21 protein-coding genes, 1 tRNA gene and 2 pseudogenes are annotated in these 22,384 nt (G+C 64.9%); 11 read left to right on the top strand and 13 right to left on the bottom strand.

All coding sequences use genetic code 11. The features are described from left to right. Positions 1–33: 33 nt before the first annotated feature. Positions 34–2,442 carry a phenylalanine--tRNA ligase subunit beta gene (pheT, locus tag ACVMB1_RS34190; protein ID WP_076833752.1) on the bottom strand — a complete coding sequence of 803 codons (2,409 nt, stop codon included), beginning with the start codon at positions 2,440–2,442 and terminating at the stop codon, positions 34–36. 163 nt (positions 2,443–2,605) lie between these two features. After that, positions 2,606–3,688, bottom strand: coding sequence for a phenylalanine--tRNA ligase subunit alpha (gene pheS / locus ACVMB1_RS34195; protein ID WP_076833859.1), 1,083 nt, complete (start codon positions 3,686–3,688; stop codon positions 2,606–2,608). Positions 3,689–3,895: 207 nt separating this feature from the next. Between pheS and ACVMB1_RS34200 the strand changes: the two genes are divergently transcribed. Continuing rightward, the gene (locus tag ACVMB1_RS34200; RefSeq protein WP_057020377.1) at positions 3,896–4,306 is read left to right on the top strand and encodes a hypothetical protein; all 411 of its coding nucleotides are present in this window, start codon (positions 3,896–3,898) and stop codon (positions 4,304–4,306) included. Between the two features lie 17 nt (positions 4,307–4,323). Here the strand turns inward: ACVMB1_RS34200 and rplT are convergent, their stop codons facing one another. The 3 genes from rplT to infC form a co-directional block, all read right to left on the bottom strand. After that, positions 4,324–4,683 (bottom strand): 50S ribosomal protein L20, encoded by a 360-nt coding sequence (gene rplT / locus ACVMB1_RS34205; protein WP_018269297.1) that lies wholly within the window; start codon positions 4,681–4,683, stop codon positions 4,324–4,326. A 74-nt stretch (positions 4,684–4,757) separates the two neighbouring features. Beyond that, positions 4,758–4,958, bottom strand: coding sequence for a 50S ribosomal protein L35 (gene rpmI / locus ACVMB1_RS34210; protein ID WP_008539890.1), 201 nt, complete (start codon positions 4,956–4,958; stop codon positions 4,758–4,760). A 432-nt stretch (positions 4,959–5,390) separates the two neighbouring features. Then, a complete protein-coding gene (gene infC, locus ACVMB1_RS34215; RefSeq protein WP_026192043.1) occupies positions 5,391–5,930 on the bottom strand; it encodes a translation initiation factor IF-3 in 540 nt (179 codons plus the stop codon). Between the two features lie 228 nt (positions 5,931–6,158). Here infC and ACVMB1_RS34220 point away from each other — a divergent pair, with 228 nt between their 5' ends. Together ACVMB1_RS34220 and ACVMB1_RS34225 are read left to right on the top strand one after the other, a co-directional pair. Next, positions 6,159–6,953, top strand: coding sequence for an alpha/beta hydrolase (locus ACVMB1_RS34220; RefSeq protein ID WP_076833754.1), 795 nt, complete (start codon positions 6,159–6,161; stop codon positions 6,951–6,953). Between the two features lie 178 nt (positions 6,954–7,131). Further along, positions 7,132–7,599 (top strand): nuclear transport factor 2 family protein, encoded by a 468-nt coding sequence (locus ACVMB1_RS34225; RefSeq protein ID WP_076833756.1) that lies wholly within the window; start codon positions 7,132–7,134, stop codon positions 7,597–7,599. Between the two features lie 150 nt (positions 7,600–7,749). Here ACVMB1_RS34225 and ACVMB1_RS34230 read toward each other — a convergent pair whose 3' ends face one another. From ACVMB1_RS34230 to ACVMB1_RS34240, 3 genes are read right to left on the bottom strand one after another with little or no spacing between them, the layout of a single operon-like run. Next, positions 7,750–8,547 carry an acyl-CoA thioesterase domain-containing protein gene (locus tag ACVMB1_RS34230; protein WP_057020380.1) on the bottom strand — a complete coding sequence of 266 codons (798 nt, stop codon included), beginning with the start codon at positions 8,545–8,547 and terminating at the stop codon, positions 7,750–7,752. Between the two features lie 34 nt (positions 8,548–8,581). Next, positions 8,582–9,772 (bottom strand): tRNA epoxyqueuosine(34) reductase QueG, encoded by a 1,191-nt coding sequence (gene queG / locus ACVMB1_RS34235; RefSeq protein WP_076833758.1) that lies wholly within the window; start codon positions 9,770–9,772, stop codon positions 8,582–8,584. Next, positions 9,721–10,413, bottom strand: a complete 693-nt coding sequence (locus ACVMB1_RS34240) for a glutathione S-transferase family protein (protein WP_057020382.1) — start codon at positions 10,411–10,413, stop codon at positions 9,721–9,723. Before ACVMB1_RS34240 ends, queG begins: the two co-directional genes overlap by 52 nt. A gap of 263 nt (positions 10,414–10,676) precedes the next feature. Between ACVMB1_RS34240 and ACVMB1_RS34245 the strand changes: the two genes are divergently transcribed. Further along, positions 10,677–11,483 (top strand): undecaprenyl-diphosphate phosphatase, encoded by an 807-nt coding sequence (locus ACVMB1_RS34245; RefSeq protein WP_028341730.1) that lies wholly within the window; start codon positions 10,677–10,679, stop codon positions 11,481–11,483. Between the two features lie 269 nt (positions 11,484–11,752). Here the strand turns inward: ACVMB1_RS34245 and ACVMB1_RS34250 are convergent, their stop codons facing one another. Further along, positions 11,753–12,721, bottom strand: a complete 969-nt coding sequence (locus tag ACVMB1_RS34250) for a complex I NDUFA9 subunit family protein (protein WP_076833759.1) — start codon at positions 12,719–12,721, stop codon at positions 11,753–11,755. A 146-nt stretch (positions 12,722–12,867) separates the two neighbouring features. On the opposite strand from ACVMB1_RS34250, the gene ACVMB1_RS34255 reads away from it, so the two are divergent. Continuing rightward, positions 12,868–12,954 (top strand) — tRNA-Leu (locus ACVMB1_RS34255). Positions 12,955–13,070: 116 nt separating this feature from the next. On the opposite strand, the gene ACVMB1_RS34260 is transcribed toward ACVMB1_RS34255, so the two are convergent. The 3 genes from ACVMB1_RS34260 to styA form a co-directional block, all read right to left on the bottom strand. Further along, positions 13,071–13,259, bottom strand: a complete 189-nt coding sequence (locus tag ACVMB1_RS34260; RefSeq protein ID WP_141340868.1) for a hypothetical protein — start codon at positions 13,257–13,259, stop codon at positions 13,071–13,073. A gap of 174 nt (positions 13,260–13,433) precedes the next feature. Continuing rightward, on the bottom strand, positions 13,434–13,961 hold the full coding sequence (locus ACVMB1_RS34265; protein ID WP_076833763.1) for a flavin reductase family protein: 528 nt from the start codon (positions 13,959–13,961) through the stop codon (positions 13,434–13,436). Positions 13,962–14,090: 129 nt separating this feature from the next. Next, the gene (gene styA / locus ACVMB1_RS34270; protein WP_057020386.1) at positions 14,091–15,341 is read right to left on the bottom strand and encodes a styrene monooxygenase subunit StyA; all 1,251 of its coding nucleotides are present in this window, start codon (positions 15,339–15,341) and stop codon (positions 14,091–14,093) included. Between the two features lie 93 nt (positions 15,342–15,434). Between styA and ACVMB1_RS34275 the strand changes: the two are divergent. Both ACVMB1_RS34275 and ACVMB1_RS34280 read left to right on the top strand, forming a co-directional pair. Then, positions 15,435–16,331, top strand: a pseudogene (locus ACVMB1_RS34275) (LysR family transcriptional regulator). 255 nt (positions 16,332–16,586) lie between these two features. Next, positions 16,587–17,797: pseudogene (locus ACVMB1_RS34280) on the top strand (GNAT family N-acetyltransferase). A gap of 40 nt (positions 17,798–17,837) precedes the next feature. On the opposite strand, the gene ACVMB1_RS34285 reads toward ACVMB1_RS34280, so the two are convergent. Further along, entirely contained in the window at positions 17,838–19,103 is a 1,266-nt protein-coding gene (locus ACVMB1_RS34285) for an MFS transporter (RefSeq protein WP_076833765.1), read from the bottom strand. Positions 19,104–19,549: 446 nt separating this feature from the next. Between ACVMB1_RS34285 and ACVMB1_RS34290 the strand changes: the two genes are divergently transcribed. From ACVMB1_RS34290 to ACVMB1_RS34305, 4 genes are all read left to right on the top strand, one after another. Beyond that, entirely contained in the window at positions 19,550–20,062 is a 513-nt protein-coding gene (locus ACVMB1_RS34290) for a hypothetical protein (RefSeq protein WP_141340869.1), read from the top strand. Positions 20,063–20,112: 50 nt separating this feature from the next. Beyond that, on the top strand, positions 20,113–20,394 hold the full coding sequence (locus tag ACVMB1_RS34295) for a hypothetical protein (protein ID WP_076833769.1): 282 nt from the start codon (positions 20,113–20,115) through the stop codon (positions 20,392–20,394). 132 nt (positions 20,395–20,526) lie between these two features. Further along, positions 20,527–20,865, top strand: a complete 339-nt coding sequence (locus tag ACVMB1_RS34300) for a hypothetical protein (protein ID WP_076833770.1) — start codon at positions 20,527–20,529, stop codon at positions 20,863–20,865. Further along, the gene (locus ACVMB1_RS34305) at positions 20,862–22,307 is read left to right on the top strand and encodes an autotransporter family protein (protein WP_283805984.1); all 1,446 of its coding nucleotides are present in this window, start codon (positions 20,862–20,864) and stop codon (positions 22,305–22,307) included. The genes ACVMB1_RS34300 and ACVMB1_RS34305 overlap by 4 nt, the downstream gene beginning before the upstream one ends. The last annotated feature ends 77 nt before the right edge of the window (positions 22,308–22,384 follow it).

Consider the following 22,384-nt stretch of genomic DNA (forward strand, 5'->3'; position numbering starts at 1 on the left):
GGTGACGGTGCAATAGACCGCCTGTGGTTCACATCACCCGCGCAGCGTGCCGCCGGTCTTCTTGGTCACATCGGCGACGACCTTGGCGGCGACCGCGTCGATCTCCTGGTCGGTCATGGTCTTCTCGCGCGGCTGGATCGTCACCGCGATCGCGATCGACTTCTTGTCGGGGTCGATGCCCTTGCCTTCGTAGACGTCGAACACGGTCACATCAGTGATCAGCTTCTTGTCGACATTCTGCGCCGCGCGGACGATGTCGCCCGCCTTGACGCTGCGATCGACGATGAAGGCGAAGTCGCGCGACACCGGCTGGAATGCCGAGAGCTCCAGCACCGGCTTGGCGCGCGTCGCCCGCTGCTTGCCTTGCGGGATGCGCTCGAGGATCACCTCGAACACGATCATCGGGCCGTCGGCGCCGAGCGCCTCGGCCGCACGCGGATGCAGCTCGCCGAAAGTGCCGAGCACGTTCTGCGGGCCGATCTGGATGGTGCCGGAGCGCCCCGGATGCAGCCAGGCCGGACCGCCGGGGACGATCTGCAGCGCCTGCATCGGCGCGCCGGCGGCCGCCAGCACGGCGAAGGCGTCGGCCTTGGCATCCATCGCATCCGCCGCAGCCGAGCCGGCCCAGTGCCGCCCGATCCCCTTCGACGAGGCGAAGCCATGGCGCACGCCGGAGGCGGCGACCAACTGGTCCTCCGGGCGGTCGCCGCGGAACACCTGGCCGACCTCGAACAGTGCCACATCGGGATAGCCACGATTGATGTTGGCCTGAACCGCCGCGACGAGGCCCGGCAGCAGGCTCGGCCGCATGTCGGAAAGATCGGCCGCGATCGGGTTGGCAAGCACGAGCTCGCTCTGGCCGCCGCCGAACAGTTTTGCCGCGTCATTGGTGATGAACGACCAGGTCACGGCTTCCACCATGCCGCGCACGCCGAGCGCGCGCTTGGCACGGCGGGTGCGCAGCTGCATCGGCGTCAGCACCGGCTTGCGCGGCTCCTCGCCGCGCTCGAACGGCGTCATCGGCACCTTGTCGACGCCGACGATGCGCACGATCTCCTCGACGATGTCGGCCTTGCCGTGCACGTCGGTGCGCCAGGACGGGATCGCGATCTTCACCACGGGGCCGTTGCCGGCCAGCATGAAGCCGAGCCGGGTGAGGATCAGCTTCACCTCGACCAGCGGCACCTCGATGCCGGCGAGGCGCTTCACTTCACTGAGCGGGAAGTCGATGACGCGATCCTCGCCGAACTGCTTGCCGACCACGACGTTCTCGGACGGCGTGCCGCCGCACAGCGCCAGCACCAGCTTGGTCGCGAGCTCGAGCCCGGGCACCATGAAGGCCGGATCGACGCCGCGCTCGAAGCGATAGCGCGCGTCCGAATTGATGCCGAGCTTCCGGCCGGTCTGCGCGATGTTGATCTCGTTCCAGAGCGCCGATTCGATCAGCACGTCGGTGGTGTTGTCGTCGCAGCCCGAGGCTTCGCCGCCCATGATGCCGGCGAGCGATTCGACGCCGTGCTCGTCGGCGATCACGCAGATGTTGCTGTCGAGCGTATAGGTGCGGCCGTCGAGCGCGAGCAGCGTCTCGCCGTCCTTGGCGCGGCGGACGGTGAGGTTGCCCTGCACCTTCTTGGCGTCGAACACGTGCAGCGGGCGGGCGCGGTCGTAGGTCATGAAGTTGGTGATGTCGACCAGCGCGTTGATCGGGCGCAGGCCGATCGAGGTCAGCCGCTTCTGCAGCCATTCCGGCGACGGGCCGTTCTTCACGCCGCGCACCAGCCGCAGCGCGAAGCCCGGACACAGCGTGGCGTCTTCCACCTTCACCTCGACCGGGCAGGGGAATTCGCCCTTGATCGGCCTGATGCCGGGGTCTTTGAACTTGCCCATGTCGGCGGCGGACAGATCGCGCGCGATGCCGTGCACGCCGGTGCAGTCCTGCCGGTTCGGCGTCAAATTGATCTCGATGGTGGGATCGCCGAGCCCGGCCCAGTCGGCATAGCCCTTGCCGAGCGGCGCGTCCGCCGGCAGCTCCATGATGCCGTCGTGATCCTCGGAGATCTGCAATTCCGCCGCCGAGCACAGCATGCCGCGGCTCTCGACGCCTCTGATAGTGCCGACGCCGAGGGTGATGTTCTTGCCGGGGATGTAGGTGCCGGGCGGCGAGAACACGCTGATCAGCCCGGCTCGCGCATTCGGCGCGCCGCACACCACCTGCACCGGCTCAGCCCCGTCGCCGGTGTCGACCATGCACACGCGCAGCCGGTCCGCATTCGGATGCTGCTCGGCCGAGATCACGCGCGCGATGGTGAACGGCGCGAGCGCCTTCGCCTTGTCCTCGATGTTCTCGACTTCGAGCCCGATCATGGTGAGCTTGTCAGCGAGCTTGTCGAGCGGCTCGTCGGTCTCGAGATGTTCCTTCAGCCAGGAGAGGGTGAACTTCACGGCTGCATGCCTCGGTTCTTGTTGGTGTTGACTAGCGTGCTTGCGACGGCGGCAGGGCTCCCTCCCCCTTTGCGGGGGAGGATTGGGGAGAGGCGTAAGCCACTTGCTCGGAAGGACGTTGCGCTGTCGGAGAGAGCGCGACGTAGGTCAAGGAGAACCTGACTCACGTACTCAGCCCTCCCGCGATCGACGGGATGTCGAGCGGCTTGAAGCCGTAGTGGCTGAGCCAGCGCACGTCGCTGTCGAACAATTGGCGCAGGTCGGCGATGCCGTATTTCAGCATCGCGATGCGGTCGATGCCCATGCCCCAGGCAAAACCCTGGTAGACGTCGGGATCGAGGCCGCAGGCGCGCAGCACGTTGGGGTGCACCATGCCGCAGCCGAGAATCTCCAGCCAGTCCTCGCCCTCGCCGAAGCGGATCTCGCCCTTGTCGCGGCGGCACTGGATGTCGACCTCGAGCGACGGCTCGGTGAACGGGAAGAACGACGGCCGGAACCGCATGTTGATGTGGTCGACCTCGAAGAACGCCTTGCAGAACTCGTGCAGGATCCATTTGAGGTGGCCGAGATGCGAACCCTTGTCGATCACGAGGCCCTCGACCTGATGGAATTGCGGCGTGTGCGTCGCGTCGGAATCGATGCGATAGGTGCGGCCCGGGCAGATCACGCGGATCGGCGGCTGCTGGGTCAGCATGGTGCGCACCTGCACCGGCGAGGTGTGGGTCCGCAGCAGCATGCGCGAGCCGTCCTCCTTCGGGTTGAAGAAGAAGGTGTCGTGCATCTCGCGCGCCGGATGGCCTTCGGGGAAGTTCAGCTTGGTGAAGTTGTAGTCGTCGGTCTCGATGTCGGGACCTTCGGCGACCGCAAAGCCCATGTCGGCGAAGATCGTGGTGAGTTCGTCCCAGACCTGGCTCAACGGATGGATGCGGCCGGTCTCCGCCGGCGCCTCGCGCAGCGGCAGCGTGACGTCGATGGTCTCGGCGGCGAGGCGCGCATCGAGCGCGGCCGCTTTCAGCACGTCGCGCCTGGCCGCGAGCGCCTGCGTCACCGCATCCTTGGCGAGGTTGATCTTCGCGCCTTCGGTCTTGCGCTCCTCCGGCGACATCTTGCCGAGGGTGGCGAGCAAGGCCGAGATCGAGCCCTTCTTGCCGAGCGCCGAGACGCGGACCGCCTCGAGGGCGGCCTCGTCAGCGGCTGAGGCGATCTGGTCGAGGATGGATTGTTCGAGCGTTGCGAGGTCGGACACGGTCAATTCCTGCGCTTGAGCGGAGCATGATCCGGTGGGAAGAACCGCTACCCGAACCGGTACCATGCGCCAAAATTCGGCTGGGTTGTCGCCGCCCGAAGGCGGTAACGTCAAGCGAAAAGCCGGTCATTTCGAGCCGGTGGCCGGCAGCATTGAACCCCGCGCGGAGGCCGGGCTACCCAAGGGGAGTTCAAGGAGGCCCACGCGATGTTGCTGCGATCTTGCCTGGCCGTGCCGGCGGTGCTGTTGATGCTCACCACGGCGCATGCCGCGACCGAGGAATGTCCCGCCAAATCGACCCAGATGGACGACATCATCGCGGAGCTTCAGAAGGCGCCGAGCTGCAACCGCGCGATGAAGATCTTCGAGGCGTGCGAATACGGCGCCAGCGGAGACGTCCAGTTCGGCGCCGTGGTCGAGAAGAGGTGCGAGGGGGACTTCCTGTCCGGCCTCGGAGCGTCGCAGAAGAAGGCCTATGCCGGCCAGCTCAAGCGCTGCGACCACAAATACGACCACGAAAGCGGCACCATGTACCGCTCGTTCACGGCGTTCTGCCGGGCGATCGTCGCCCAGCGCTATTCGCAGAAGGCGCTGAAGGCGGGCCCCAAATCGCGTTAGGGCCGCCCCGCCAGGATTCAGGCGGCCAGCGCGGCCTTGGCCTTCTCGGCGATCGCCTGGAACGCAACCGGCTCGTGGATCGCGAGATCCGACAGCACCTTGCGGTCGACGACGACGCCCGACTTGGAGAGGCCGTTGATAAACACGCTGTAGGTCATGCCGAACGGACGGACCGCGGCGTTGATGCGCTGGATCCAGAGCGCGCGGAAGGTGCGCTTCTTGCGCTTGCGGTCGCGGAAGGCGTACTGGCCGGCCTTTTCGACGGCCTGCTTGGCGACGCGGATGGTGTTCTTGCGGCGGCCGTAATAGCCCTTGGCGGCCTTGTAGACTTTCTTGTGCTTGGCGTGAGCGGTCACACCGCGTTTGACGCGAGACATGACGGAAATCCTTGATCTGGAAGAGGTGACGGGGCGCCGCGCAGTCGCGGCGAGGGTTCAAGCGATCGGTGCGATCAGGCGTTCGGCAAGAAGTACTTCTTGACGTTGTCGCCGTCGGTCTTGAACAGCACGCGGGTGCCGCGGAGCTGACGGATTTGCTTCTTCGTCCGCTTGATCATGCCGTGGCGCTTGCCGCGCTGGGCGTGCATGACTTTGCCAGTGGCGGTCACCTTGAAGCGCTTTTTAGCGCCCGACTTGGTCTTCAACTTGGGCATTTGGCTCTCCTGTCGCACAGCACGAAAATCGCCCCGAGAGGCGTCCGGCCGGCTAAAATGCTCGTTAGAGCGTTGAAAGTGCTAAGGTTTTTTCCGAATTGAAAGAACCTGCACCAGACGTCGCCACGGCAGCCCTTGATCAGCCGGGCGGCGAAGGCCCGGCTTATGACAGAGGATCGGCGGTTTTGCAACGTTTGCGGCGCGAAATCGGGGTCGGAACCGTCTTCCCCTTCCCCCTGAAAGGGGGAAGGTCGGGATGGGGGTCAGCCGCAAGCGATCCCGTCTGCGGGGGCACCAGATCCCCACCCGCTTTGCTCGGCGAGCAAAGCGACCTCCCCTTTTCAAGGGGAGGTGGATCCGGGCTACGGAAACGAAACAGCCCGCCAGATCGCCTGACGGGCCATTTCATTTCAACAAAGCGACAAATTCGAACTAGCGTGGCGCCAGAACCATCACGACCTGGCGGCCCTCGAACTTCGCGTCCTGCTCGACCTTGGCGAATTCGGCGACGTCGGCCTTCACCTTGTCCAGCAGCTTGGTGCCGATCTCCTGGTGCGCCATCTCACGACCGCGGTAGCGCAAGGTGATCTTGACCTTGTCGCCTTCCTCGAAGAAGCGCTGCATCGCGCGCATCTTCACGTCATAGTCGTGATCGTCGATCATCGGGCGGAGCTTGATCTCCTTGATCTCGACGACCTTCTGCTTCTTGCGAGCTTCGGCAGCCTTCTTCTGCGCGGAATACTTGTACTTCCCGTAGTCCATGATCTTGCAGACGGGAGGGCTGGTATTCGGCGAAATCTCGACGAGATCCATGCCGGCTTCCATGGCCATCTTGATGGCCACCATGGTTTCGACGGTGCCCTGATTGACACCCTCCGCATCGATCAGCTGGATCTGTGCGTTGCGAATCTCGTCATTGGTGCGCGGCCCTTCTTTGGCGACTGTGGGCGGGGCTCTATTGGGACGGCGAATGGGTAACTCTCCAAAGTTGTGAAAGGGAAGGCGGATATTTTGAAGCAAGATGCTGCAACGGGCAAGCGAACTCGCTTCTTAAGCGGCAAAACCGCCAATTGCGAGGCATTTTGGCCACGCCCGGCACATATAGCGGGCTCGTCTGCTCCGCAAGGCAGGGGTCGCAGCCGTTGACCGGTGCCGCGCGACAATTGAAAAGCAGATGCCTGACACGCGAGTGACCGAACCATGAGCCAAACCGCCGCATCGGAACAGGAACCTGCCTTCATCGAGGTCGGCGAGGGCAGCGAGGCGCGCCGGATCGCGGTGCGGGCCCGTGCCGGCAGCAATCCCGGGCTGTTCTGGCTCGGCGGCTTCAAGTCCGACATGGCCGGCACCAAGGCGCTGGCGCTCGATGCGTGGGCGGCCGAGCACGGCCGCGGCTGCGTCAGGTTCGACTATTCCGGCCACGGCGAATCCGGCGGCGATTTCGCCGACGGCACCATCGGCCGCTGGCTCGAGGAGAGCGTGGCCGTGTTCTCGCAGTTCTGCAGTGGGCCGCAGGTCGTGATCGGGTCCTCGATGGGCGGCTGGATGGCGCTGCTGCTCGCACGCGAGATTGCCAGGCGCGGGAACGGGAAGGCACAGCTCGCCGGCCTCGTGCTGATCGCGCCGGCGCCCGACTTCACCGAGGAGCTGATGTGGAAGGCCTTCTCGCCGGAGGTCCGCGCCGAGATCGAGGCCAAGGGCATGTGGCTGCGTCCGTCCGACTATGGCGACGGCACGCCCTATCCGATCACACGCAATCTGATCGAGGAGGGCCGCAAACATTTGCTGCTCGGAAGCAAGATCGACGTCGGCTGCCCGGTGCGCATCCTGCAGGGCGCGCAGGATCCCGACGTGCCGTGGAAGCACGCCTTCGCGCTGGTGCACCGCCTGCCGGCTGAAGATGTCGTGCTCACCATGATCCAGGACGGCGACCACCGCTTGTCGCGTCCGCAGGACATCGCCCGCATCATCGCCGCGGTGGCGGAGATCGGCTAAGCTTTTTTCCTTCTCCCCTTGTGGGAGAAGGTGGCGCGGACGATGTCCGCGCCGGATGAGGGGTTCTCTCCGCGGACACAGACCCCTCACCCGTCTCGAATGAGCTCTCGCTCATTCGATCCACCCTCTGCCACAAGGGGAGAGGGAAGAAGAAGCGAGGAGCCGGGAGAGACTACCAATGGACACGACAACAATGCTGCGCGCGTTCTGCGACGCGGTCGAACAGCGCAACGGCAAGGCCTTCGCTAGCCTTTTCACCGAGGACGGCGTCTATCACGATGTGTTCTACGGTGCCTTCAAGGGCCACGGCAAAATCGGCGAGATGATCGACGACTGGTTCTACCGGACCGCGACCGATTTCCGCTGGGTGATGCATGATCCCGTGAGCGATGGCACGACGCTCTACGCGCGCTACACGTTCAGCTACCGCTCGACCTTGCCGGAAGCCAAGGGCGCGCGTGCGATGTTCGAGGGCGTCGCGATCATGCGGCTGCGCGACGGCAAGATCACGGAGTACCACGAGGTCGCCAACACCGCGCCGGCCTTCGTCGATTTGAACTTCGCGCCGAAGCGGATCGCCAAGATCGTCGGCAAGCAGGGCGCGGAGCTGAAAGCGCGGCCGGAGATGCAGCGGCATCTGGCTTAGTCTAAGCCTCAATCCCCCCGTCGTCATTCCGGGGCACGCGAAGCGCGAACCCGGAATCCATTTCTCCGTTGGTCTTTACGGCCCGATGGATTCCGGGTTCGATGCTGCGCATCGCCCTCAGGTGCGCAATTGCGCACCGGGGAATGACAATCATGGCGGCGGCGGATTGGTCATCGGCTTGCGCTGGGCGAGCGCGGCCACCGTGGAGGTGCCGATCGGACCCTTCTCGTCATAGAGCCAGCATTCGCCGATCGCGATGCCGTCCGTGGCGTGATGGTTGACCACCTCGAAGCCGATCCAGTTGGTCACCGGCAAGCGATGCAGATAGATCGTGACGTCGCTGTTGATGTAGCCGAGCCCCTGGTCGCCGGCATTGGCGAAGGGGCTGGCGAAATCCGCGCCGGTCGCGACATGGACGAACGGCGTCATCTTCACGCCCGCGACGAGCTCGCGCACCTCGCTCATCCAGAGCCGGCGCTCGCCGAGCGAGCCCATATGGCCGACGATCGGCCGCGTCTCCCATTTGCCGTTCATGCCGAGCCTCGGATCGGTCGGCTTCGGAATGTCTGATGGCGCCGGCACGTTCCAGTTCGGCGGCGACCACACATTGCCGGGGGCATTTTCCGTCCGGCGCAACAATTGGCAGGAGGCGCGCGCCATGCTGGTGCCGCCAGAGACAAACTCGGCCTCGATCATCTTGATGCGCATGCCGTCGCGCACGAGCTTGGTCGTCACCTCGATCGGCGTCGTGATGCTGGGCAGCCGGAACATGTCGACCGTCAGCCGCGCCGGGACGAATTCGTCGGAGCCGTGGCGCTCCTCGATGACGAAGGCGAGGAGGCCGATCACGACGCGGCCGTGCAGGGATTCCGGACTCCACGGTCCGTTCGCAACGGCCGTCGGCATGAAGCCGTCGCCGTGCCTGGTGAAGAAGGGCTGGTTTGTCATGGCGTGCGACCATGACGGGAATGGCGCGATGAAATCAAGAGGCGGTGGCCGCGCGCCACTCCTGCTGCACGGTGACGTCGCGCTCGCCGCCAGCCCGCGACGCCAGCGCCGCGAATGCTTCGCGGGCGGTCAGTTGCGACAGCGCCCACACCGCGGCGCCGCGCACCAGCGGGCTCGCGTCGTCGAGCAAACGCCGCGCTTCGCCGACAAGGCTTGCGTCACCGGAGTTGCCGATCGCGATCAGCACATTGCGGATGAAGCGGTCGCGGCCGATGCGCTTGACCGGCGACTTTGTGAACAGCGCGCGGAAGGCGGCATCATCGAGCCGTGCGAGATCGGCAAGCGCGGGCGCCCGCAGCGCATCGCGCGCGGCGAGCTTCTGCTCGCGCCCCGCTTGCGCGAACTTGTTCCACGGACACACCGCGAGACAATCGTCGCAGCCATAGATGCGGTTGCCGATGCTCTTGCGGAATTCGTGCGGGATCGGACCCTTGTTCTCGATCGTCAGATACGAGATGCAGCGCCGCGCATCGAGCTTGTAGGGCGCGGGGAACGCCGCGGTCGGACAGATGTCCTGGCAGGCGCGGCAGCTGCCGCAATGATCGGCCTCGGCAACATCGCGCGGCAGCTCGGTAGCCGAATAGATCGCGCCGAGAAACAGCCACGAGCCGAATTCGCGCGACACGAGGTTGGTGTGCTTGCCCTGCCAGCCGATGCCGGCTGCCTGGGCAAGCGGCTTCTCCATGACAGCGGCGGTGTCGACGAACACCTTCACCTCATCGCCGGTGATCGTGGCGAGCCAGCGCGCCAGGACCTTCAGCCGCTTCTTGATCACGTCGTGATAGTCGTCGCCCTGCGCATAGACCGAGATCGCGCCATGCGACCGGCGTGCAAGGATGTCGAGCGGGTCGTCGTCGGGCCCGTAATTGACGCCGAGCATGATGATCGAGCGCACGCCGCCCCACAGCACGCGCGGATCGGTGCGCCGCTCCGGATTGGCCGCGAGCCAGTCCATGTCGCCATGGCCGCCGGAGCCGAGGAATTCGAGGAAATATTTTCCGGGCTCGCTGGTCGCATCAGGCGCGGTGAAGCCGACGGCGTCGAAGCCGAGCGCATGCGCCTCGCGCTGAAGCGCTGCCTTGAGATCGGAAGGGGAGAGCCTGACCGCCGGGTTCAGAAGTCGAGATCCACATAGGTGCGCGACGCCGGCACCCCCGCCAGCCATTCGCTGAGCAGCGGGCGGAACGACGGGCGGGACTTCACCCGCGCGTACCACGACTTTGCCGCGTCGTCCTCGCTCCATGGCACGTCGCCTAGATAGTCGATCGCCGAGAGATGCGCCGCGGCGGCGAGATCCGCGTAGGTCAGGCGGTCGCCGGCGAGATAGTTCCGCGTCTTCGCCAGCCAGCCGATATAGCTCAGATGGTAGCGCACATTGACCTTGGCGGCGCGCATGATGTCGGGCGCCGGCGGGCCGCCGCCATTATCCTCGCTCATGAACCGCTTGTAGATCCGCTCGGTCACCAGCGGGTTGGAGGCTTCCTCGAAGAATTTCTCGTTGAACCACGCCATCAGCCGGCGCACCTCGACGCGCTCGGCCGTCGACGTCGGCAACAGCCGCCGATCGCCGGCATCGAGGCCGTGCGTCTCGTCGACATATTCGGCGATCACAGGCGCACCCGGAATCGGCGGAAAGCTCTCGGCGATCAGCACCGGCGTGGTGGCTGCCGGATTGAGCGCCAGGAACGCCTCGCGCCGTTCCCACACCCGTTCCTCCACAAGGCGCAAATCGAGCCCATACTCGCCGAGCACGAGCCGAATGAAGCGCGAATGCGGACAGAACGGATGGTGATACAGCGTGTACATGAAGCCCTTGGTAGTTTCGCGGCGCTTAAGAAATCATCAACCTGTGCGGTCTGGACCTGTGCTTTGGCCAGACTAGTTCCGGTCGTCTCTATGTCGCGTCAGCACGCAAACCGGTAGCCATCCCCGCAGATGGTGCGGGTCACAAAAACGCTATAGCTCAGCAAATCGGCCGGGTAACCCATTGTTTGACGATTTTTTGCGATTGCGGCCAATGTACGAATAAGCGAGAAGAATCCCGTTTTCCACACAGGGCAGGCCACAACATGATGACGGATATGCTGCGGGCGGTGATTCTCGGCATCATCGAGGGCGTCACGGAGTTCCTGCCAGTCTCCTCGACAGGCCACCTGCTGCTTGCGGAGCGCTTCTTCAATCTGGGCGAAGGCAATTTCTGGAAGAGCTTTGCGATCCTGATCCAGCTCGGAGCGATCCTCGCGATCCTTGCGCTCTACTTCGTCAAATTGTGGCGCGTGGCGCTCGGAATGTTCACCAATCCCGACGACCGCCGCTTCGTGATCGGCGTGCTGGTGGCGTTCCTGCCCGCGGTCGTGATCGGCCTGATCGCCGGCAAATACATCAAGGAGTTCCTGTTCAATCCGTGGGTGGTCTGCTTCACGCTGATCGTCGGCGGCGCCGTGCTGCTGTGGGTCGATCAGCTCGATCTCAAGGTGTACGAGGACGATGCGACCCGCTTCCCGCTGCTGATGTATTTCTGGATCGGCGTCGCGCAGTGCCTGGCGATGATTCCCGGCGTGTCGCGCTCGGGCGCCAGCATCGTGGCCGCGATGCTGCTCGGCGCCGACAAGCGCTCGGCGGCGGAGTTCTCGTTCTTCCTCGCGATCCCGACCATGGTCGGCGCGTTCGCCTATGATTTCTACAAGAACCGGGCCGACTTCACCTCCGACAATCTCAGCGTCATCGCGGTCGGCTTCGTGGTGTCGTTCATCACGGCGATGATCGTGGTGCGGGCCTTCCTCAATTTCGTCACCCGCCGCGGCTTCACCTTCTTCGCCTGGTGGCGCGTGATCGTCGGCACGCTCGGCCTGATCGCGCTGGCGATGGGACGGTAAGGCGCGACGGACACCATCCCATCACCGCCACCCTGAGGAGGCCGCAAAGCGGCCGTCTCGAAGGGCGACGGCCCCGATCCCGGCCGTTCATCCTTCGAGGCTCGCACCTCCAGCGACAAAGGCAAAGCCTTTGCGCGGGGATGACGGGGAAGGGCTTGGTAGCGTGGGAAAAACGTAGTGGTGCCGTGCCGGCTCGCGCGGAGCCTGTCATCGGGCGCGCGTTCGCGCGACCCGTTGGCTTGGCCGGGACGACAGGTGGAGAGAGCTGCCTACGCGCTCTTCTTCTGGAACTGACCCGTCGCGCGGAAGCGCCAGAGATATTGCGGGGCGATCGCTTCCATCGAATCCGGCGAGATGCCGAGGCCTGCGAAGGTCAGGCCGGCGGCCTTGGCGGCGTCGGACACCACATTGTCCGAACGCAGCATCTCGACCTGGTCCGGCGTCAGCGTGAACGGCCCCGGCGCGAACTGCAGGAAGTACGACTGGAACTTGGCGAGGCCGAACGGTAGCGGCGCCAGCATGCGATCGCGCTGGGTGATCTTGAGGATGATCTGCATCACCTCGCGCATGGTCAGCACTTCCGGCCCGCCGAGCTCGTAAGCTGCGCCCTGCTTCGCCTCGCCGTCCACGGCATGGACCACGGCGTCCGCGACGTCGCCGACATAGGCCGGCTGCACCGTGTTGACCCCGCCGCCGACCAGCGGCAGCACCGGTGACATCCGTGCCAGCGCCGCAAAGCGGTTGGTGAACTGATCCTCGGGCCCGAACAGCAGCGACGGCCGCATGATGGTGGCCGACGGCAACGCCGCCAGCACCGCTGCCTCGCCGCCCGCCTTGGCGCGGAAATAGCTCGAGGGCGAATCCGCGTCGGCCCCGATCGCCGAGACATGGACCATCCGCCCGTCGGCCGCGGCCGCCGCCTTGGCGATGGTCTCGGCGCCCTTCACCTGCACGGCATCGAAGCTCTGCCCACCGCCCTCGGCCAGGATGCCGACCAGGTTGATGGCGATATGCGAATCACGCATCGCCGCCTCGACCGAGGCCGGGTAGCGCACATTGGCCTGGACGGCATGGATCTGCCCGACCCGGCCGAGCGGCTGCAGATGGCCGGCTAGCTCGGGCCGCCGCACCGCGACTCGGACGCGGTAATCGCGCTTGCAGAGCGCCCGGACCACGTTCCGCCCCAGAAAACCCGATCCGCCGAAGACCGTGACCAGCGTGTCCAGGTTCGATGCCATGGGGTGATTCCTGTGGGATTCGAGAGCGATTGACGTAGGTTAACCGTCTGGCGATACGCCATCGGCCTTATCCTGTACAGGGTATTTGAATTTCCAATCGCGAATTTGACAAGCGCGCAACCGATCCTTACTAAGCCGCTCCACATGCCCAGGTGGCGGAATTGGTAGACGCGCTGGCTTCAGGTGCCAGTGGCTTAACGGCCGTGAAGGTTCGAGTCCTTTCCTGGGCACCACCCCCTTTTAAGCGATTGAAATCGCTCAGTATCCGGGGGGTGGGTGCGGGCAAGCCATCACCCAGCGAGGGTAGAGGCGAGACAGCGATTCTACCGTTGGCCCTCATTTCTCGTCGTTAGACGCGACGGACGTATTCTCGTTCGATCCAAATCGAGTGCATGTAGCTGGACTCCTCGACCACCTCGCCGACTTCGAGTTCGACCAGTTCTCCCTTGAGATCGACGGTCGGAAAATGGCGGCCGAGACACCTCGTGAAGAATGTCCGCGTTCCCGTGTATTCCGGTAGCGAATCTGGAATCGCCACGACTTCGACTCTGTCCCCGATCTTCATTCCACCATCTCAGGACGGGCTTGACGAGCTTGGCAGGCACCCTGCTCAGCTGGCGCTTGCGATCGTTCCCCCGTGGCGCCACCGCTCCAGTGCGCCGCAAATTTCGGGTTCTCCAGGGGTCGTCGCGCGAAGGCTTCGCGCTTCGCCTTAGATCGCCCATCCGTCGGCGGGATAGGCGACTGCCTCCGCGGGCTCGATCGTCATGCCGAGCCCGTTGCAGAATCGGCTGGAATAAAAGGCGAGCGGGGAACCGTCTCGCTGCCGGCACCAGCGGACCTCGCCAATGAACAGCGTGTGGTCGGCGACGTCAATTGACCGGACCACGTCGCAAGCGAACTGGGCGATCGCTTGCGACAGGACGGGAAACTCTTCCCGGTTGACCAGCGATGGCGAGCTTTCGGCCTGCGGCCTGCCGGAGAAGTGCGCGCAGAGTGCGAGATCTTCCGCGTGAAGGACATTCACGGCGTAACGCTTCGAATCCATGATCGCCTGCCAGGTCCGCCCTCGCATCACCGAGACCAGCACGGTCGGCGGTTTGGTGGAGACGGTCGTGAAGCTGTTGGCCGTCATGCCGACCGGAGTGCCGTCGCGGTCGATGCTCGCCACGACTGTCACGCCTGTGGGGAATCGCGCAGCGGCCGCCCGGAAGCTCGCCGGATCGGGATGCGGGTTCATCGATCGCGCTCCATGGCGAAACCGCAAGAGGTCGCGCCTTTCGGCGTGTGGTTCGAGAGATGGTTTGTCGGCACGCAGTCGCGGCCTGGTGCAAGTGGACCGTACGGCCGGCTCGCGATCATTGTTGCGTCAGGCAGCGAGCGGCGCGCGCCTGTCGATCCAAGCGTGGATGCGCTTGTCGGTCGCGACACGATCCCACTGACGCTCCGGGTAGTTGAAATTATCGGTGAACTCGTCGCAGAGTTCTCGGTCCTGCGCCATGGTGAGGATCAGCCGACCCATCGCCTCGGACGGCGGCCGCAGCATCAGATTCGTCCAGCGCGCAGCCGCGAACACGCGATTTTCGCGGGCGCGATCCACCTCCTCAACGAAGCGTGCGTCGAAGGCCACCGTTTCCACGATCGCCTTGCCGAGTTCGAAGGCGGCGTAGGAGGCGATGTTGGCGCCTTGGCCCATCAGCGGGTCGACCACTGAATGTACGTCGCCCAGCGCGACGGCGAATTTCTCACCATCGAAGGCGACCGACGATTGCCGCACGGTCGGCACCACCGCGCCTTGCAGCAGGTCGAGCGGCTGGGCAAGCCCGAAGCGATGGGTGTCGATCCGGTTGTAGGTGTGCGGATGATGCTTTTCCAGCTTGTCGAGAATTGTCTGGCGGAAGGCTGCAGGGTCCGCGTCGTAGCTCAGCGAGACCAGATCGGCCATGTCGCCGCCGGGAATGTTCTCCATCAGGAGCGCCGTCTTCATGCCGCTGAATGACAGCGTCGGAATGACGATCATCTCGCCATGTCCGGGCGACACCGAGAGCGTGACACCGCGCGGGTCGTCACCGTCCGGGCTGCCGTGATCGACGCCGTCATAGAGGCCCACGCAGAGCAGGCGCTGTGGCTGGCTGTAGGGGGACAACTCCGGCCGATGGGCGAACATTCGCCCGAGCGCACCTTTGCCGGTCGACACGACGAGAAGGTCAAAGCGTGAAACCAGAGCCGGGATGTCGTCGTCCTGGATGCTGGCATATTCGATGCTGCCGCCGCGATGCTCGAAATCCCTCATCAGCGCGGGCAGGTACATGCGGTAATCCACTGCCCGGCTCGGCTTCTTGAACGCGCCGCGAAACAGCAGCCCGTTGCCTGGGAAATTAAAGAAATGGTCGTGGTGGTGGTAGATCGTGGCGGCGTCATCCCAATGGTTCACGCCTAGTTCGTTCTCACGCGCGATGGTGACGCTGTGATGGGCGACCGTGTTCATCAGCCGCGCCGAGGCGTACTGCTCCGGAGTGCGGTCGGTCAGCACCGTCGCCTGGATCCCATGCTGTTGGAGATAAAGAGCCAGATGCAGGCCCCCGATTCCGGCGCCGACGATCCCGATCGATTTGTTCATTGTTGATCCTCCCTGGTTACCGAGAGGCTAGACCGGATCGACTGTGTCCATGTAGGGAATGATAAGAATATTACAAATTCCTGGGAGGAATGCATGGATCGAATCGATGCGCTGCAAACCTTCATTCGCGTGATGGAGGCCGGCAGCTTCAGCCAGGCCGCGAGCGATCTGGGCCTCGGACAGCCGGCCATCAGCAAGCGCGTGGCGTTGTTGGAGGCGGAGTTCGGCTGCCGGCTGTTCGTCCGCACCACGCGCAAGGTTCGTCCGACGCCGTAGGCCGATCGCGTGCTCAAGCTCGCCAAGGATATCGTCGCGCTGTTGGAAAGTGCCAGCACGCCGGCGCAGAGCCGGGTTCGCAGTCCGTCGGGGACCTTGCGGATCACTGTGCCGACCTCGTTCGGTCGCTACTTTTTCCGCGGCATTTTCGCAGAGTATCTTCGCCGCTATCCCGACGTGCGGCTCGATGCGAGCTTCACCGAGCAGTTCGTAGACCTGGTGGAGACCGGGACGGAGCTGGCAATTCGGATCGGAATGCTGAACTCCAGCTCGCTGGTGGCGCGGCGCGTCGGCACCATCAAGCGCCTCCTGGTGGCGGCCCCTTCACTGCTCGCACGGCATCAAGCCCCGCTCCTCCCCGACCATCTGCGCCGCATGCCGAGCGTAACGTATTCACGCTTGTCGCCGCGGAATCAGTGGACGTTCGAAGCCGAGACCGGCCGCCATGTGGTCGAGATCGCGCCGTCCATGACCTGCGACGACGCCGACGTGATGACGCTCGCGACGGTTGAGGGGCTCGGCGTCGCGGTCCTGCCAAGCTGGTGCGCCGTCGAACACATCGCCGCAGGCCGGCTTGTTCATCTGCTGCCGGATTATGCGGTACCATCGCTACCGATGCATCTCGTCTATCCTGACCCGCATTGGATGTCGCACCGCGCGAGACTATTCCGCGATCTGATCATTGAGCGTGCCGACATGTTTGCGATTGGCTGAACACGTCGGCCGATGCTGGGAATTTGAGAACGCCGGCGATCGCCGCCGCAGCCCCTGCCGTCACACGATCCGTCGGCCCGCGCGTCGCGCGAAGCGACAGCTTCATGACCAACGAATAAACGATGGAGGTAATCCCAGTTCTCTCGTCCTGCGGCATTTTGCCAATTTTGTCCCGACATCGAATTACGCTCAGATCGGGCGCCGACTGGACGGCCCCAGCCGCGCTCCGACTATGCACCACGACAGAGCTTGGCGATGATCGCGATCGAAAGCCGGACGGCGCGAGCTCAATCAGCGCGCATCGCCGCCGTCGACGTCGTCCAAGATCTCGACGCCGCCGAGATGATCTGGCGGAGTCTTGAGAACTCGAGTCATTCCATCACGCCCTTTCAGCGGTTCGACTTCCTCGCCCCGTGGCAGCGTGAGGTCGGTGAGCGCGCGGGCCTGTCGCCTTTCATCGTCATCGCGCGTGACGGCGATGGCCAACCACGGGGCTTGCTGCCGCTCGCCCTGCAAACGGCTCTCGGCGTGCGCCGCGCGAGCTTCATGGGCGGCGAGCACGCAACTTCAATATGGGCCTGTGGGAGCGTGGGTTGGCCTTGGGTGCCACGAAGGCCGATCTCCACGCATTCATGGCGATGCTCGCCAAGCGTGACAAAGTCGACGTGCTGGCGTTGCGCCAGCAGCCGGCGCAGTGGCGCGGCGTGCAAAACCCGCTGGCGCTGCTGCCTCATGAGCCCCTGGTCTTGAACTGCCCGATGCGCACAATCGAGCCGGGCGCAACGGCCGCGAACCTGACCGGCAATCCCTCCCGCCGCATGAAGCTCAAGCAGCGCAAACTGCCGGAGCTGACCGGCTACCGCTATCACGTTGCCTCCACTGATGCCGATATCGCCCGCCTGCTCGACTGGTTTTTCCGCGTGAAGTCGGAGCGGTTGGCCGAGCGGAAGGTGTCCAACGTGTTCGCCGAACGCGCCGTGGAGAAATTCATCCGCGCCGCCTGCACGACAAGGCTGTCCCACGGCGGCCGTGTCATCGAAATCCATGCGCTCGAATGCGACGAGGAAGTGATCGCGATCTTCGCCTTGGCTGCCGATGGCCACCGCTTCTCGACGATGTTCAACACCTACACTTTGTCAGACAACGCGAAATTCAGTCCCGGCCTGCTCCTGATGCAGGAAATCATCCATCATTTTGCCGGCCGGCACTATCGCGCCTTCGACTTCGGCCTCGGCTCGCATGAGTACAAGCGGCTGTTCTGCAAGGACGACGAGCCATTGTTCGACAGTTTCATTCCGCTCACCAGGCTCGGCCGACAGGCCGCCGGAGTGATGTCCGCGGTGGACCGCACCAAGCGGCTGGTGGAACACCACCCGAAGCTCCGCGGTGTTGCGCAGCGCCTTCGCAAGGCCTTGCTTGACAAAGCATTCTGCGCAATTCCTCTCGTTTCCTCGCTTCAAATGTAGCTGCCGAAGCCTGCGTAGCCGGAACGAGCGGCCCCTGCCGTCACACGATCCGTCGGCCCGCGCGTCGCGCGATCGGCTGCTGCACGAAATACATCGCGATCATCGAAATGATGGTCGTTGCGACGACGATGTAGCCCAGCCGGTCGAAATGCAGCAGCGAACCGTCGGGATTTTCCGCGATGATCGCCGCCGCAAAGACCGAGCCCAGCCCGCCCGACAGCTGCTGCACCGAGGCCGAGATCGCGCTGAACGATCCGCGCTGGCTGGCGTCGGGAATCGCCGACATCAGGGCCTGGGACGGGATCATGCGCGAGAAGATGCCGATGAACATCAGCACATTGACCAGGATCGCGGTCAGCAGCGAGACGTGGCCGAGGTTGGTGTAGATCAGCACCATGATGACGGACACCACGCAGCCGAACACGAAGGTCGGATATTTGCCGAACGCATCGCTGGCGCGGCCGACCAGCGGCCCGATGATGATGCTGAACAGGCCCGAGACGAGATAGATCGTCGGCAGGTGGACGATGTCGATGCCGAGATTATGCACCGTGAAGGCGCTGCCGAACGGCATCAGCATGAAGCCGCCGGTCGCGAGCAGCGTGGTCACCAGGAAGGCCAGCGTGTAGCGCGGCTGGCCGACGGTCGCGATCAGATGGCGGAACGGATTGCTGTCGTGCTGCAATTTGAGATGGGCATCGACCGGGTGCATCGCGATCGCAATCGCCGCGATCGCGGCAATCGACAGGCCGACGATGGCCACGAAGCAGATGTGCCAGTTCCAGTGATTGGCCAGGAACAGGCCGGCCGGGACGCCGAGCACCTGGCTCGCGGCGAACGCCGTCTGCAGGATGCCCATGGCGCGGCCGCGCTGTTGCAGCGGGAACAGGTCGGTGACGATGGCAAGCACGACGGAGCCGATCACCCCGCCGAACACGCCGGTGACGATGCGGCCGAGCAGCAGCACGTGGAAATTCTGCGCCAGCGCGCAGAGCACGGTGCCGAGCATGAAGCCGACATAGAAGAACAGCAGCAGCCGCTTGCGGTCGAAGCGATCGGCAAAGCCGGCGGCGAGGACGCCGGAAATCCCGGCCGCGAACGCGTAGGCCGAGACCGCGACGCCGAATTGCCCGGCCGTGATGTTCAGCGACGGCATCAGGATGGCGCCGAGCGGCGACATGATGATGAAGTCGAGGATCAGCGTGAATTGCGTGAAGGCGAGCAGCGCGATCAGGAACGATTGGTAGCGCGAGAAGCCGCGCTCCTGCTGGTCGTCGATCGGCGCGGCGATGGTTTGGTCGGACATAAGGCTCATTTCATTTGGGACGGCGGGTTCGGGCTGGCAACAAATAGGGTCGGCGCGGCCCGATTTCATGGGGCGCGCGGGCAACAGTTCCCTCGAAATTGAACGCGTCGCGGCAATGACTTGGCCCCGACTTGGCCGCGTGCCCACGTCGAACTTGGCGAGAAAATGGGGACAGCGGCGCACCCGAGACGCCATGGCGATTTTGTTTCCGGTTGTGTCGGTCGATAACTGCAACGGGTGAATGCTGTACTTCACAACCTTGAAAGCGTGCGCACGTCAAGGATGTGAATCATGCGGATGCATCTCATGGTTCCGTCTGTGGCGACCGCGCAACAGGTCGCTGCAAATCGTTTCAAGTTTGAATGGAGCGATCGGCGGAGCTGAGAGCGGGGCGGGGGTGGCGGGAGGCCGGGGGCTCGGCTTCGCGCCGACGTTGGAGTAAGGGCATGGTTTCCTCGCGGCTCGCGGCGATCCTGTCGTGCACGGCTCTAAGTGGCGGTTGCCTGTTGTCCACGTCGCCGGCGTTTGCCGCCTGCGACAGTCTCGCGCCGGCGAGCGGGCAGACGGTAACCTGCTCGACCGCAGCGCCGAATCCCTCGCCGGCCGGCGTGCAGGCCGCTGCCGGCAGCTCGAACGTCACCGTGAACGTGCTGCAGGGCGCCGGCATCACGCCCGGCGCCGGAGCGACCGCGATCGGGCTTGTCTCCGGCAGTGCCGCCACCAATAACGGCACGCTGACCATCAGCGGCGGTGGCACCGGCATCTTCGGCAGCGGCGACGGCAACGTCTTCACCAACGGCGCGTCGGGCGTGATCACGACCTCGGGCGCCGGCAGCAATGTGATCGCCGCCAGCAGCAACGGCAACACGCTGATCAACAACGGCACGATCACGACGCAGAGCGGCACCTCGCGCGGCCTTGCCATCACCGGTCTCACGCAGCACACAACAACACGCTGATTAATACCGGGACGATCACCTCCCAGGGCCCGCAATCGCACGGCCTTTATGTGCAGACCGGCGACAGCAACACCTTCACCAATAGCGGCACCATCACCACGGCCGGCGCAGGCGCCCGTGCGATCTTCTCCGCCGGCCAGTTTGCGACCATCACCAATACCGGCACGCTGCTCACGACCGGTGGGGACGCGGGCGGCAGCGCCAACAACACCGTGTTCATGCAAGGCAATGCGGGCGTGTTGCGCAACAGCGGCATGATCGAGGCGCGCGGCGTCAATGCCGACGGCGTGTTCTCCAACACCGCCGGATCGTCGTTCACCGCCCGCATCTAGAACCTCGCCGGCGGCAAGATCATCAGCCAGGCGGGACCCGCGATCCGCACGCTCAACGGCGCCACCACCATCGTCAATGCCGGCCTGATCGCCGGCAACAGCGGTACGGCGCTCGCGGGCAGCGGCGGTGCGGTGAATTTGATCCTGCAAACCGGATCGCAGATCGTCGGGCTTGCCGATGGCGGCGGCAACAACCAGGTGCGGCTGCAAGGCAGCGGCACGGCCAACAATGCGTTCGCGCGATTCCAGACGTTGACGATGGAGGGCAATGACTGGACCTGGGCCGGCACCGGCACCTTCGCCAACACCTTCGTCAACAGCGGCTCGCTGACGCTGCAGACGTCGCTGACCGGCAATGTGTCGATCGCGGCCGGCACCAGCCTGCTGGCGGGCAACGGCGCCAATCCGTCGATCGCGCCGTTTCCGGGCGGCCCGCCGATCACCGTCACCAAGCCGGCGTCATCAACCTGACCAATGGCGGCGCTACCGCGGCGAACAGCCTGACCATTGCCGGCAACTATGTCGGCAATGGCGGCGGGCTCTATCTGCGCACCGTGCTCGGCGGCGATGGGTCGCCGTCGGATCGGCTCGTCATCTCCGGCGGCAATGCGTCGGGCTCGACCGCGGTGACCGTCACCAATGCCGGCGGCGCGGGCGCGCTGACCACCGCCGACGGCATCATGGTGGTGCAGGCCGTCAACGGCGGCACCACGGCTGCGGGCGCGTTCGGCCTCTCCAACGCCGTCGTAGCGGGCGCGCACGAATATCTCTTGTTCCGCGGCGGCGTCTCCGCCGGCAGCGCCGACAACTGGTATCTGCGCTCGACATTGTTGCCCGGCACGGCCTCGCCCGCGCCGGCGCCGCCTTTATCGCCCAACGTGGTGCCGCCGCCTCCGGGGCTGCCTGCGGAGGATCTGTCGTCGCTGACGCCGCCGCCGGCGGGCGCCGCGCCGGTCCAGCTCTACCGTGAGGAGGTGTCGGTCTATTCGGCGCTGCCGCAGGTGGCGCAAAAGCTCGGGCTGGCGACGCTCGGCACCTTCCATCAGCGCCAGGGCGATCAGGCCTTGCTGACCAGCGGCGGCGAACAGCCGGCGGCGTGGGCGCGTGCCTATGGCTCGCACAGCTCGCAGAGCTGGGCCGGCACGGTCAGCCCCGCCTTCGACGGCACCATGGCCGGCGTGCAGGTCGGCGTCGACATCCTGCGCTTCCAGTCCGCGCCCGAGCATCATGATCGCGCCGGCTTCTTCTATGCGTATGGCTGGGCCAGCGGCAACATCAGCGGCTTCGCGCTCGGCCTGAACGACGTCCGCACCGGCACGCTCTCGATCGACAGCCAGAATATCGGCGGCTACTGGACCCATGTCGGCCCGTCGGGCTGGTATGTCGACGCCGTGCTGATGGGCAGCTTCTTCGGCGCAAGCCCGCAGTCGGATCGTCAGGTCGGCGCACGGGTGTCGGGCACCGGCGTCGCTGCATCGCTGGAAGCCGGCGCGCCGATCCCGCTGAACAGTTTTCTCGCGATCGAGCCGCAGGTGCAGCTGATATGGCAGCGCCAGTCGTTCGACAGCTTCAACGACATGTTTTCGAGCGTCGCGCTCGGCAGTGCCGATACGTTGACCGGGCGGCTCGGCGTGCGCATTCCCTCAACCTTCGTCGCCGGCACGACCGAACTGCGTCCGTATCTCGAGGCCAATCTCTGGCACACGGCCGCGAACGACCGCAGCATCGCCTTCGCGACGACGGACCTGATCGCGTGCAAAGCCGCGGCACCGCCGTCGAGATCGGTGCCGGCGTCTCCGCGCAGCTCAATCGCACGATGCGCCTATGCGAGCGCCGACTACACGACCTCGGTGGACAGCCTCCATCGCGAGGACATCACTGGCCGCTTCGGCCTCCGCGTCAGCTGGCAATGATGGCGCGCCCTCGTGGGGGGCGCGCGGCGGGGACAGCAACCCATTGTCTCCGCTGCACAATGGCGGTACACCCTGAA

It is taken from the genome of Bradyrhizobium sp. USDA 4504, assembly GCF_054063995.1.